Origin of the sequence: Mesoflavibacter zeaxanthinifaciens DSM 18436 (assembly GCF_000422365.1) — a bacterium.
In the GTDB taxonomy this organism is placed as follows: Bacteria; Bacteroidota; Bacteroidia; order Flavobacteriales; family Flavobacteriaceae; genus Mesoflavibacter; species Mesoflavibacter zeaxanthinifaciens.
In genome coordinates this window covers 507017-520833 of the sequence record NZ_AULQ01000001.1, presented here as the reverse complement: position 1 = coordinate 520833, position 13817 = coordinate 507017, and the positions used below count along the sequence as shown (strand labels likewise).

At 30.9% G+C, this 13817-nt stretch carries 11 protein-coding genes; 6 read left to right on the top strand and 5 right to left on the bottom strand.

The window, feature by feature from the left end; all coding sequences use genetic code 11:
* Window positions 1-21 precede the first annotated feature (21 nt).
* Window positions 22-1158, top strand: a complete 1137-nt coding sequence (gene bshA, locus H574_RS0102490) for an N-acetyl-alpha-D-glucosaminyl L-malate synthase BshA (RefSeq protein WP_027879040.1) — start codon at window positions 22-24, stop codon at window positions 1156-1158.
* Window positions 1159-1209: 51 nt separating this feature from the next.
* Here the strand turns inward: bshA and H574_RS0102485 are convergent, their stop codons facing one another.
* On the bottom strand, window positions 1210-1698 hold the full coding sequence (locus H574_RS0102485) for a hypothetical protein (protein WP_027879039.1): 489 nt from the start codon (window positions 1696-1698) through the stop codon (window positions 1210-1212).
* 133 nt (window positions 1699-1831) lie between these two features.
* Here H574_RS0102485 and H574_RS0102480 point away from each other — a divergent pair, with 133 nt between their 5' ends.
* Window positions 1832-4726, top strand: coding sequence for an FAD-binding and (Fe-S)-binding domain-containing protein (locus tag H574_RS0102480; protein ID WP_027879038.1), 2895 nt, complete (start codon window positions 1832-1834; stop codon window positions 4724-4726).
* Here the strand turns inward: H574_RS0102480 and H574_RS0102475 are convergent.
* The gene (locus H574_RS0102475) at window positions 4718-5554 is read right to left on the bottom strand and encodes a hypothetical protein (protein WP_027879037.1); all 837 of its coding nucleotides are present in this window, start codon (window positions 5552-5554) and stop codon (window positions 4718-4720) included. The two genes, H574_RS0102480 and H574_RS0102475, sit on opposite strands and share 9 nt — an antisense overlap.
* A gap of 52 nt (window positions 5555-5606) precedes the next feature.
* Window positions 5607-6443 (bottom strand): UDP-2,3-diacylglucosamine diphosphatase, encoded by an 837-nt coding sequence (locus H574_RS0102470; protein WP_027879036.1) that lies wholly within the window; start codon window positions 6441-6443, stop codon window positions 5607-5609.
* A 175-nt stretch (window positions 6444-6618) separates the two neighbouring features.
* On the opposite strand from H574_RS0102470, the gene aroC reads away from it, so the two are divergent.
* The 3 genes from aroC (at window position 6619) to H574_RS13865 (ending at window position 10277) form a co-directional block, all read left to right on the top strand.
* Window positions 6619-7677, top strand: coding sequence for a chorismate synthase (gene aroC / locus H574_RS0102465; protein WP_027879035.1), 1059 nt, complete (start codon window positions 6619-6621; stop codon window positions 7675-7677).
* Between the two features lie 73 nt (window positions 7678-7750).
* A complete protein-coding gene (locus H574_RS0102460; RefSeq protein ID WP_027879034.1) occupies window positions 7751-9076 on the top strand; it encodes a dicarboxylate/amino acid:cation symporter in 1326 nt (441 codons plus the stop codon).
* 52 nt (window positions 9077-9128) lie between these two features.
* The gene (locus H574_RS13865; RefSeq protein ID WP_081653161.1) at window positions 9129-10277 is read left to right on the top strand and encodes a sulfurtransferase; all 1149 of its coding nucleotides are present in this window, start codon (window positions 9129-9131) and stop codon (window positions 10275-10277) included.
* A gap of 390 nt (window positions 10278-10667) precedes the next feature.
* On the opposite strand, the gene H574_RS0102450 is transcribed toward H574_RS13865, so the two are convergent.
* Complete coding sequence (locus H574_RS0102450; protein WP_036226925.1) at window positions 10668-11084, bottom strand: thiol-disulfide oxidoreductase DCC family protein; 417 nt, start codon at window positions 11082-11084, stop codon at window positions 10668-10670.
* A 41-nt stretch (window positions 11085-11125) separates the two neighbouring features.
* Between H574_RS0102450 and H574_RS0102445 the strand changes: the two genes are divergently transcribed.
* Window positions 11126-11584, top strand: coding sequence for an Mpo1 family 2-hydroxy fatty acid dioxygenase (locus H574_RS0102445; protein ID WP_027879032.1), 459 nt, complete (start codon window positions 11126-11128; stop codon window positions 11582-11584).
* Window position 11585: 1 nt separating this feature from the next.
* On the opposite strand, the gene H574_RS0102440 is transcribed toward H574_RS0102445, so the two are convergent.
* Window positions 11586-13760, bottom strand: coding sequence for an endonuclease MutS2 (locus tag H574_RS0102440; protein ID WP_027879031.1), 2175 nt, complete (start codon window positions 13758-13760; stop codon window positions 11586-11588).
* Window positions 13761-13817 lie beyond the last annotated feature (57 nt).

Below are 13817 nucleotides of genomic sequence, written 5' to 3'. Positions count from 1 at the left end.
CAATTAAAACCAATCAAATAAATGAGAATAGCCATAGTATGTTATCCAACCTTTGGCGGTAGTGGTGTAGTTGCAACAGAATTAGGTTTAGAATTATCCAAGCGTGGACATCAAATTCATTTTATAACCTATAATCAACCAGTGCGATTAGAGTTATTAGGTAATAATGTGCATTTTCACGAAGTAAATGTTCCAGAATATCCATTATTTCATTATCAACCATACGAGTTAGCTCTATCAAGTAAATTGGTAGATATGGTAAAGCTTCATAAGATTGAAGTTTTGCATGTACATTACGCAATTCCTCATGCATATGCTGCATATATGGCTCAAAAAATGTTGTTAGAAGAAGGTATTTATGTACCAATAGTAACAACTTTACACGGTACAGATATTACACTTGTAGGTAATCATCCATTTTACAAACCAGCAGTAACATTTAGTATTAACAAATCTGATGCTGTTACAACAGTATCACAAAGTTTAAAAGAAGATACGCTGCGTTTGTTTAATATAAAAAAGGAAATAAATGTGGTTGCTAACTTTATAGATATTTCTAGGTTTAATCATGATTTTACAGATTGTCAACGTGCTATGATGGCAACAGAAGATGAAAAAATTATAACGCATATTAGTAATATGCGAGAAGTTAAACGTATACCAGATGTAATTAAAGTGTTTTATAATATTCTAAAAGAAATACCAGCCAAATTAATGATGGTTGGAGAAGGACCAGAACGCGAACCTGCAGAACGTTTATGTGAAGAATTAGGTATTGCAGATAAAGTAGTTTTCTTTGGGAATAGTAACGAGATTGATCGCATACTATGTTTTTCAGATTTATTTTTACTACCTAGTAAAACCGAAAGCTTTGGGCTTTCTGCTTTAGAAGCTATGGCGTCAGGTGTTCCTGTAATTTCAAGTAATACAGGTGGAATACCAGAAGTTAATAAAGAAGGTTTTTCTGGATTTTTAAGTGAAGTAGGAGATGTTGAAGATATGAGTAAAAATGCGATTTATATTTTAAAAGATGAAAGTAGATTTAAGGAGTTTAAGAAAAATGCTAAGTCACAAGCCAAAACTTTTGATATACAACAAATCGTTCCAAAATACGAAGCTATTTATCAAGAAACCCTTAATAAATGTAAAGTATATTAATAAAAAAAGCCATCTAAATTAGATGGCTTTTTTATTTGTATTTTAATTGGTTTAGAATCTATATCTAATTCCTAAAGCGATGTCAAAATCTAAATCATCTCTATAATCTCCAAATCCTAATTCAGGTCTAGCATCTAAAGATAACTGTAACGGAATATCAAAATTATATTCAATACCAATATCTCCAGCTACAAATAAAAATGTTTCGCTATCATCATCAAGACCAGGTATATCATTGTCAAAACTATAAGAACCTAATCCTCCACCAGCACCTGCATACCAGTTAAAACCACCATCAATATTCCATACCCATTGGTATAAAGCAGCTAATTTAAATCCATCGTAGTTATTCCCGCTTCTTAAACCTAAGTCAGCTTCTAAACGATTGTTATCTCCTAAAGCTCTTTGATAAGATATTTCTGCCCCAAAACCATCACTATCTCCTAAACGTAATCCAATTGCGTTTGGAGAAATGTCTTGAGCAAACGTAAATGTTGCAAAACCTAATAATGCAACAGTTGTAATAATAAGATTTTTCATAAATTTTAATTGTTTTGGTTTTACGTAAAATTAATTATAAAACGTTTCAAATGTTAAAATTCGTTCATAAATCGTTGTTAATATTAGTTAACATGTCTTAAATTTGATTTTTAGCAAAAACATCCTAACTCTTATGAACGCTAAGCTTCAAGCACTTTCCAAAAACTTAGACGGAACACTTCATTTTGACCAACTATTAAAAACATTATACGCTACAGATGCTTCTGTTTATAGGATTTTACCACTTGCGGTTGCTTATCCAAAAACAGTAAATGACATAATTAAACTTATTGATTTTGCTAAAAACAACAAAACTTCATTAATACCGCGTACTGCAGGTACATCACTTGCTGGTCAATGTGTTGGTAGCGGAATTGTAGTTGATGTTTCAAAGCATTTCAATAAAATAATAAGTTTAGATAAAAATAATAAAACAGTAACCGTACAACCTGGTGTTGTTCGTGATCAATTAAATAATTATTTAAAACCCTTTGGGTTATTTTTTGGTCCAAATACATCTACGTCTAATCGTTGTATGATTGGCGGAATGGTTGGTAACAACTCGTCAGGAACAACATCTATTAAATATGGAGTGACAAGAGATAAGGTTATTCAACTAAAAACTATTTTAAGTGATGGAAGTGAAGCTGTTTTTAATTCAAAAACTAAAAGTGAAATTCAGCAATTAAAATCTAATAATACCTTAGAAGCCAATATTTATAAGGTTTTAGATGAAATTATTTCTTCAGAAGAAATCGTAAACGAAATAAAAAAGAACTTTCCAAAACCTGAAATTCATAGAAGAAACACTGGTTACGCAATTGACGAACTAATAGAAAAAGAAGATATTAACGTCGCTAAATTATTATTAGGAAGCGAAGGTACATTAGCGTTTACCACCGAAATCACCTTGCAATTAGACGCTTTACCACCAAAACATCGCGTCATGGTTGCTATGCACTTTAAAACTATTGAAGATTGTTTAAATGCAGTAAAACCTGCAATGCAACACGATTTGTTTAATTGCGAAATGATGGATAAAACCATATTAGATTGTACAAAAGCCAATAAAACCCAACAAGAAAATAGAAGCTTTATAGTAGGTGATCCTGTGGCAATTTTAATGTGCGAAGTTAGAGCAAACACATTAACAGACGCCAAAGACAAAGCAAATGCTTTTATTATTGATATTGAAACACATAATTTAAGCTACGCTAATCCTATTTTAATAGAAGATGAAATAGATAAAGCTAACAATCTAAGAAGTGCAGGTTTAGGATTATTAGGTAATATTGTTGGCGATAAAAAAGCGGTTGCTTGTATTGAAGATACAGCTGTAACTGTTGATGATTTAGCCAATTACATTAATGAATTTACTGCTTTAATGAAGCGTTACAACCAGAATGCAGTGTATTATGCGCATGCTGGTGCTGGCGAACTTCATTTACGTCCAATTTTAGATTTAAAGCAATCTGAAGACGTTAAATTATTTAGGCAAATTACAACCGATGTAGCCAAATTAGTGAAAAAATATAATGGCTCTTTTAGTGGCGAACATGGTGATGGTATTGTACGTGCAGAGTTTATCGAGTTAATGATAGGTAGCAAAAATTACCAAACACTAAAGCAAATAAAGTACACTTTTGATCCTGATAATATTTTTAATCCTGGTAAAATTGTAGATGCATTACCAATGGATAAAAACTTACGCTATCAACCCGATAGAGTAGAACCTAGTATTGAAACTAAACTTGATTTTTCTAAATCTTTAGGGATTTTACGCGAAGCTGAAAAATGTAACGGATCAGGAGATTGTAGAAAATTGCCAGAATTTGGCGGTACAATGTGTCCAAGTTACAGAGCTTCAAAAAACGAAAAAGATACCACAAGAGCTAGAGCCAATGCGTTACGTGAGTTTTTAACGACTTCGGATAAAGAAAACAAATTCAATCATAAAGAATTAAAAGATGTTTTTGATTTGTGTCTAAGCTGTAAAGCTTGTGCTAGCGAATGCCCAAGTAGTGTTGATGTTGCTAGTTTGAAAGCCGAGTTTTTATATCAATATCAAAAAGAGAATGGAGTTAGTTGGCGCACCAAATTGTTTGCTTACAACAATCAATTAAATGTATTTGGAAGACGTTTTAAAGGTGTAACTAATTTTATGTTTTCTAATAAAATTTCAGCTTCATTAATTAAAAAAAGTTTTGGAATTGCGTCTAAAAGAAGTTTGCCTTTATTATCAAGTGTTAGTTTAGATAAATATTACCTAAATGCTAAAAATCAATTAATTGAAAATAATTTAATAAAAAAAGTATATTTATTTAATGATGAGTTTACCAACCAATTAGATAGCCAAATAGGTCAAGATGCAATAACAGTGTTAAACGCGTTAAATTATCAAGTTGAAATTGTAAATCATACCGAATCTGGTCGTTCGTTTTTATCCAAAGGATTATTGGACCAAGCAAAAACCGTAGCAGATAAAAATGTTGAAACTTTTAAAAAGTTAATTACTGAAAACACACCTTTAATAGGCATAGAACCTTCAGCTATTCTAACGTTTAAAGATGAATATTCTAAGTTAGTAGATGATAAAATTTCAGCAGAACGTATTGCTAAGCACACCTTTTTAATTGAAGAATTTATTAGTAATGAAATTGCTAAAGGACACATCACTTCAGATCAATTCACTCTTGAAGAAAAAACAATAAAATTTCATGGGCATTGTCATCAAAAAGCATTGTCTAATCAAATACATAGTTTTAACGTTTTAAACCTTCCTAAAAATTATAAAGTTACAATCATACCAAGTGGTTGTTGCGGAATGGCAGGAAGTTTTGGGTACGAAAAAGAACATTTTGATATAAGTATGCAAATAGGCGAGCAAACTTTATTTCCAGCAATAAGAAAAGCTGATAAAACTACTGTAATTAGTGCAAATGGTACTAGTTGTAGGCATCAAATAAAAGATGGAACTCAGAAAACTGCATATCATCCAATAACTATATTAAAAGAAGCTTTATTGTAAAGTGTAACTTGTCAATTCTTGTGTGTTTAATATTGACGTGCTTGTTGGTAGCATGCTTAAATCTACACCTAGTTGCTGTAAAATGGTTACTGTATTTTCGTTTAAAGAATAACCAATATTAGCATTAGCGGTAATCAATCCTATATCTTTTGCATAAAACGCATCTACAGATAAGACATTTTGAGTATCTAAAAGACTTATGGTTTGCGTTAAACCAAATACAGACACTTCTGTAGATACAGATAATTCAAGTGAAATATTAGCAGATGTTACAGTATCAAAATTTGCACCTAAAACTTCCAAATTTTCTAGGTTTTCTAACTGTGTGCTAAACAAAGAATAATTAATAGTTATTGGGTATCCTTGAAAGTCTTGAGCAAAAGTACCTGACTGTGTATATAGTATTTCGCCATTTGGTGCTTCAGTATTGTATAATAACGCATTTTCTAAAACAATATTAAAATCAAATCCGTCAATAGGTAAGCCTATTGTTCCGTTAGAAACTAAAGTGGTTTCTGTTAAAGATAAATCTCCAGTGGTTAAAATGCCACTCATAGTTCCATTAGCTACGCCATTATCATTAACTGATAAAGAAAATCCTGAGGCATTTTCACTTTCAACCTTTAAAACGTCTTGACTATTTGTAGTTTCGTTTGTATTGTTATTTGTGTTTTCTATATCATAATTCCATTGGTTATCAATGGATAATGGTAAAAACTCACCAGAAAATTGAATTTGATTATTTATTTCTGAATCATCACTATCATCAGAACAATTAAATAAAAATAGACTTAAAAATAAGAGTAAAATAGATTGCGTAAGTTTCATGTGGTACGTTTTTTACAAAGTAAAGAAACTTAATCTATTTTAAAAAACCGAATTATTTCATTGGTTTCATAACTGTAATTGCCGCAATCAATTCGGCTTCTGTCATTTCTTTAAGATCTTCATCAGCATAAAAAGCAGAAAGTTTATCTTCGCTGTATTTGTATAGTTTCCAGCGTTTAAACTGATATTCTAAAGCAGTAAAGTTTTCAACCCAATCACCAGAATTTAAATAGTGTGTTTTTCCTTTTTTAGACTCTACGATTTCATTTTTTGGCTGGTGTATATGACCGCAAATCACATAATCGTAACCGTTTTCTATAGCTAAATCAGTAGCTGTCTTTTCAAAATTACTAATGTATTTAACTGCAGATTTTACGCTGTTTTTAATACGTTTTGATAAAGAATATCTTTCTTTTCCTAAGTTAACTAACATCCAATTAGTAAAACGGTTTATTAAAATTAAAAGGTCATAACCATAACCACCAAGTTTTGCTAACCATTTAGCATTTTGGATTGAGGCATCAAAAACATCACCATGAAAAATCCAAGCTTTTTTATCGTCTAATTCTAAAACTAATTTATTAACAACTGCAATGTTACCAATTTCGGTATCAGTAAACTTTCTAAGCATTTCGTCATGATTTCCAGTAATGTAAGTTACTTTTGTTCCTTTTGCAGCAAATGATACAATTTTTTTAATCACTTGCATATGTGATTTAGGAAAGTAACGCTTACTAAACTGCCAAACATCTATAATATCGCCATTTAAAATTAAATGTTTTGGTTCTATACTATTTAAATAGGTAAGAAGTTGTTTAGCATGGCAACCATAAGTACCAAGATGCACATCAGATATAACTACAATTTCAACTTTTCTTTTAAATTTCAATACTTTAGATTTTTTACATTACAAATATTGATAATGATTGTTAATTCAACGTGTCTAGACAATTATTTAATTATCAGTATATTGTTAAGTTAATATTATCAATTTTTTAAAGTTGAAATAAAACCTGTTTTGTTTAGGCATTTTTTATGATTACATTAGCGTAAATTAAATATTTATGGCAGGAAATAGCTTCGGAAACTTATTTAAACTTACCACATTTGGTGAGTCACACGGAACTGCAATTGGCGGAATTATAGATGGTTGTCCACCAGGAATTGAATTAGATTTTGAAGCAATCCAGCACGAAATGAATCGTCGTAAACCAGGACAATCAAAAATTGTAACTCAACGTAAAGAACCAGACGAAGTCAAATTTCTTTCTGGTATTTTTGAAGGTAAAACTACCGGTACACCAATTGGTTTTGTTATAGAAAATGCCAATCAAAAATCTAAAGACTATTCGCATATTAAAAATGCATACAGACCAAGTCATGCAGATTTTGTATACGATAAAAAATACGGGTTTAGAGATTATCGTGGTGGCGGACGCAGTAGTGCTAGGGAAACTGCGAGTAGAGTAGTAGCTGGAGCAATTGCTAAGCAAATGCTTAATACTATACAAATTCATGCTTATACATCTTCTGTTGGTGATATTTTTCTTGAAAAACCGTACCAAGATTTAGACTTTTCTAAAGTAGAATCTAATATTGTACGTTGTCCAGATGAAGAATATGCTGATAAAATGATTGAAAAAATCAAGCAAATCAGAAAAGAAGGTGATACTATAGGAGGAACAGTAACTTGTGTATTAAAAAATGTGCCAATTGGATTAGGCGAGCCTGTTTTTGATAAATTACATGCCGAATTAGGTAAAGCTATGCTATCAATAAACGCCGTAAAAGGCTTTGAATATGGTAGCGGATTTTGCGGCGCTAAAATGAAAGGTAGTGAACATAACGACCAATTTAATATTGACGGAAGTACCAAAACAAATCTTTCTGGTGGTATCCAAGGAGGAATAAGTAACGGTATGGATATTTATTTTAGAGTTGCTTTTAAACCTGTAGCAACAATTATGCAAGATCAAACCACTATTGATAAAGAAGGGAATGAAGTTGAAATGCAAGGTAAAGGAAGACACGATCCTTGTGTTGTACCTCGTGCTGTACCCATTGTAGAAGCTATGGCTGCACTGGTTTTAGCTGATTATTTTTTGATCAATAAAATTTACTAAAAATATAATAAGCTTATAAAGAACTATAAAATAACTAATTACAGAATTTATCTAAGGAAAAGAAATATATTATATGAAGAAACTAGCGTTACATTGGAAGATTATTATAGGAATGATACTAGGGATAATTTTTGGTTTTTTAATGAATACCATTGATGGCGGAAAATTATTTACAACAAATTGGATTGCACCATTCGGTAAAATTTTTATTAATCTTTTAAAGTTAATTGCTGTTCCTTTAATCTTAGCATCATTAATTAAAGGAGTTTCCGATTTAAAAGATATTTCAAAAATTAAAAAAATGGGCTTACGTACCATTGGTATTTACATAACAACAACTTTAGTAGCTATTGTTATTGGTTTAAGCATTGTAAATATTGCAAAACCAGGTACAGGAATGCCAAAAGATACCATCGAAAAAATTAAAATGAAGTATGAAAATGATGCAGGTGTTGTTGATAAATTAAATAAAGCAAACGCAACTAAAGACGCTGGTCCTTTACAACCTTTAGTAGATATTTTCCCGAGTAATATATTTCAATCTTTTGCAGACGCTTCAATGTTACAAGTCATATTTTTTGCGTTATTTGTTGGTATCTGTTTGTTGCTAATTGGAGAGAAAAAAGCCAAGCCTATGGTAGATTTTTTCGATTCACTCAACGAAGTCATAATGAAAATGGTCGATTTAATTATGCTTTTTGCTCCATACGCAGTATTTGCACTAATGGCAAACGTAATTATAGCTTTTGATGATACAGAAATTTTACTAAAACTTTTATTATATGCATTATGTGTTGTTGGAGGATTGTTTTTAATGATTTGTTTTTACTTGATTTTAGTTAGTGTTTATGCTAAAAAATCACCATTATGGTTTTTAAAACAAATTAGTCCAGCACAATTATTAGCATTTTCCACCTCTAGTAGTGCAGCAACTTTACCAGTAACTATGGAGCGTGTTGAAGAGCATCTTGGTGTAGATAAAGAAGTTTCTGGATTTGTATTACCTGTTGGTGCTACTGTCAATATGGACGGCACAAGTTTGTACCAAGGTATAGCAGCTGTTTTTATTATGCAGGTAATTTGGCCAGAAGGATTAACTTTTACCAATCAAATTGTTATAATTTTAACCGCATTATTAGCTTCTATAGGTAGTGCTGCTGTGCCAAGTGCAGGTATGGTAATGTTAGTTATTGTTTTAGAGTCTATTGGTTTTCCCGCGGAATTATTACCAATTGGATTAGCCTTGATATTTGCAGTAGATAGACCTTTAGATATGTGTCGTACTGTGGTAAATGTAACTGGTGATGCTACTGTATCAATGTTAGTTGCAAAATCGTTAGATAAATTGCATGAGCCACATCCAAAAGAATGGGATGACAATTATGAAGATGTAAAATAATCATGTATTATAATTATTCTAAATTTAAACAGATAAAACTTAATATCTAATTATGGATGGTTTTGATAATATTGTTTCTGTAAAGTGGTTAAAAGATCATTTAAGCCATCCAAACGTTGTTGTTTTAAATGGAACGATTCAAAAAGTTTCTAGCAACTTTCAATCAGAAGAACAACAAATAGAAAATGCTAGATTTTTTGATATAAAGAATGCTTTTAGTGATGCTTCAGCAGAATTTCCTAATACAATTCCTTCTGAAATTCAATTTCAAACCGAAGCACAAAAATTAGGAATAAATCACGATGATTTTATTGTTGTTTATGATGAATTTGGAATATATTCAAGTCCGCGTGTTTGGTGGTTATTTAAAACATTTGGACATAACAATGTAGCTGTTTTAGATGGAGGTTTTCCTGAATGGAAGGCTCAGAAATTTCCAACAGAAGTTAAAACTGAAAAACAATATAACTCAGGAAATTTTATAGCTAAATACAAACCAAATAACATTGTCTATTTTGAATCTTTAGAAGCTATAAATAAAGATCCAAATTTTAAGATTATCGATGCAAGGTCTAACGATCGTTTTATGTGTCGCGTACCAGAACCAAGAGAAGGTTTACGCTCAGGACATATACCAAACTCGGTTAATTTACCATATCAAAATATCTTAAACGAACATAAATTTCAGCATAAAGAACAAATAGCTTCAACTTTTAAAGATTTAGCAAACAATAATCAACATTTAGTGTTTACTTGTGGCTCTGGTATTACAGCTTCAATTTTAAGTTTAGCTGCAACACTATTAGGTTATAACAATAGCGTTTACGATGGTTCGTGGACAGAATACGGAACTTTAACAACAGGAAACATGCAAGATCCTAAACAATGGTCTAAAGAAGAATTATTAGCATACATTTTAATTTTTGTAGCTCATTCTGATTTAGAAGAAACCAAAAAAGAAAAAGAATATATTTTATCTAGAGTTGATAAGGATATTTACAAAAGAGTAGAAGAGAAGTTTAACCAAGATAATGACTACCAAAGCATACAAAATATTATCGAAGCTGTAAAAACACATGATTATTACCGTAATGATTTAGCAGATTTATTTGCTGATATAAAATTAATGGCTTTTGCAGATGGTGGTTTTGATATCATGGAAAAAGAAGCTTATCATTATCTAAAAAAGATTTTAAAATAATTAAATGTTTAAACCTCTTTACCTAAAAAATAAATCTCAAAACATTACATTGTCCATTAGTAACCTAAGCTAAACAAACGGTTAGACATGCCTTTTGTTTAGAACTTAACTCGTTCCTTACTAACAGAAGTAAGGGTTAAGTTAACAGTAATGCTTTGAGATCTTTTATTACTTACTCTCAATGCTAAATTAATTTGAAAGTATAAACTAAAAAAATTGTAATTAGGGAAGTGAACTTTTTATTAAGTAAACTTATACTTTGGGTGAGATAAAGCTTTTCGATGCATTTTTCTCATTCTTCAAAAAACACTCGAGGTGTCGTGGTTTTATATATCTTAAACTCGTCGATTCGAGTATTGCGACAATAGAAGTATTGTATCGAGAACAATATTACTCCAAAAATTTGCTCTTTAACTCTGGTGTAGGAATCATACAAGCTTCTTTTTTACCGTACCATTTGTAGCGGTTTTTGGCTATAAAATCGTAAACCATATTTCTGATAAAAGCAGGAACAATTAAAAACACAGAAAGTAGAGCGTAAGGAAATCCTAAATCTTTAGCTATATATAATGCTGCTGTAGATTTCAACTTAAGTCCTTTTTCTTCAGAATATAATAAAATTGAATCTTTTTTTGCGGTATTAATATTGTATTTTCTAATGATTTCTTGTCCAGCCTTACCTTGTAAAGGAGCAAACATAAACTGATTCTTTTTGTCATGCTTTATTACAAATTGAACAGAGTTATTGCACAGGTTGCAAACGCCATCAAAAAGTATTAATTGTTTATGCTTTGGTAAGTGATTCATAATAACAAAAATAATTTAATATATTTACAAAAACCAATTATATGAGAACAGCTAAAGAATGGTTTGATAGTTACGCAGTAAGCCATCAAAATCCAACAAATATTTCTATTCACTTTATTTGTGTGCCTGCAATTTTTTTAAGTATAGTTGGTCTGTTTATGTCTATTCCTAGTGGTTTTTTAAGTCGTTTTTTACCACATCCTATTATTGCAAACTGGGCTTTTGTTGTATTAGCTTTTGTTTTAGTGTTTTTTTATTTTAGAATGTCTTTAAAAATTGGTTTACAAATGCTGTTTTTTTCTGCATTTTGTCTAATAGTAAATTACTTTATAGCTCAATATTTTAATTTAGCAATTACATCTATAATAATTTTTGTCTTAGCATGGATTGGGCAATTTTATGGACATAAAGTAGAGGGTAAAAAACCTAGTTTTATTGATGATTTACAGTTTTTATTAATTGGTCCAGCTTGGGTTATTTACAAAATGTTTGGTAAATAATTTACTTTTTTACCGCTTCTACCAATTCTAATTGGTCTAAGCTTACGTTAGTTGTAAACACACCATAATTAACAATAGCTTTACCTTTATCGTCAATATTATCAATACTTCCTACTGCTTTACCATCTTGCATACGTACGCGGTCTCCAACTTTTAAAACTGGTTTTGGTGGTGCAGGTTTTTCGGCTTCTTTTTTCTTCGCTTCTTTCTTTTTCTTACGTATAGCTTCTACCTTTTTCTCTGCTTCTTGTTTTACTTTTTGTTGTTTTGCTTTTTCAGCTTTTGCTTGTTTGGCAGATTGTTTTTTACGTTTAGAATTTTCAATTTGGACAAGCTTAAACAGCTCAGCCATCAATTCGCGTTTACGTTTATTGTTAAAGTAACCTTCGGCTAAATCATTTACTTTTTGACCTAAATAAATTAAACGCTGATTGCTATCATACAATTCTTGATAGCTTTCTAATTTTTTCTGAATTTTAGCATTAATTTCTTCTAACTTATCTGCTTCAGATTGTTTTTTCTTTTCGTTTTTCTTTAGGTTTTCACCTGTTTTTTCAAGCTTTGCGCGTTCTTTTTGAAGTTTAGCAATTGTTGCGTCAAAACGTACTTTGCTACGTTCTATCTTCTTTTTAGCGCGATTAATTAAACTATATGGAATTCCATTTTTTTGTGCAACTTCAAAGGTAAAACTACTTCCTGCTTGTCCTAATGCTAGTTTGTACATTGGTTCTAAAGTACGCTCGTTAAACATCATGTTGGCGTTTATCATTTCGTCTTTTTCATTAGCTAACAGTTTTAAATTAGCATAATGTGTTGTGATTATTCCAAATGCTTTACGGGCATAAAACTCTTCTAAAAATGTTTCGGCTAACGCGCCACCAAGTTCTGGATCCGATCCTGTACCAAATTCATCTATTAAAAACAGTGTATTCTTGTTTATTTTCTTCAAAAAATAATTCATCTGTTTTAAACGATAACTGTAAGTACTTAAATGATTTTCAATAGATTGATTATCTCCAATATCGCTAACAATACGGTCAAATAAACAGACTTTACTGCGTTCGTGTACCGGAATTAACAATCCGGATTGTAGCATTACTTGTAATAAACCAACAGTTTTTAAGGTGATACTTTTTCCGCCAGCATTAGGTCCAGAAATAACTATAATGCGACTATCTTCTTTAAGCTGGATAGTTTGCGGATGTGTTGTTTCCTTTTTTTCTAAATTATTTAAATAGAGTAGTGGATGAAAGGCATCACGTAAGTATAGCTCACGATTTTCTGTGATTTCTGGTAAAATCGCATTCATCGATTTGGCATATTTTGCTTTTGCCGAAATCACATCTATTTTAGTTAAAAACGATTGGTATAACTCTAAAAGCGGTAAATAAAACCTAATGTAATTGGTTACTTCTTTTAAGATACGTACAACTTCTTCGCCTTCTTCGTATTGTAAATTGTTAAGTTCTCTAGTGTGTTGTAAGGTGGTTTCTGGCTCTATATAAACAATGCTTCCTGTTTTGCTTCCGCCCATAATTGCGCCTTTAACCTTGCGTCTGTACATTGCTTTTACAGCCAATACACGTTTATTATCGACTACAGATTCTCTAATATCATCCAGATATTCTAAATTATGATAATGGTTTAAAGCGCTGGTAAAACTAGAGTTTATTTTACCTTTTAACTTGTTTATTTGTTGACGTAACTCATACAAGGTTGGTGAAGCGTCGTCTTTAACCTCATTAAATCGGTTTACTACACTATCTATTTTGTTTATAATATCTGTAGTAACTTCAATTTTATTGCTAAACTGTTGTAAAGTTGGATAATAGGTTTCAAACTTTTTAAAAAATTTGATTAAATCGTTACTGGTTAATGATATAGAAACTAATTTTTTTAGACTATGTGGCTCTAAAAAAGTGTTTTCAATTTTTAGTAGTTTTAATTCTTTTGTAATTGAATCGAAACCGTGATTTGGTATGCGATTATCGTTATAAAAGGACGAAATATACTCGTTAGTTAATTGTAACGAAAATAGTAAGGTCTCTTTGTCTTTGTATGGCGAAATAGAAAGCGCAGCTTCATTACCCAAAGCAGTGATACAATACTCACTAACTTGGTTTAAAACGGTTGCAAACTCTAAGTCTTGTAATGTTTTTTGATGAATGTTTATCATGTCTATCCTGTCTGCTTTTGCAGAACTTTCAACGCTAGGTTAATTCTTATATAGCGT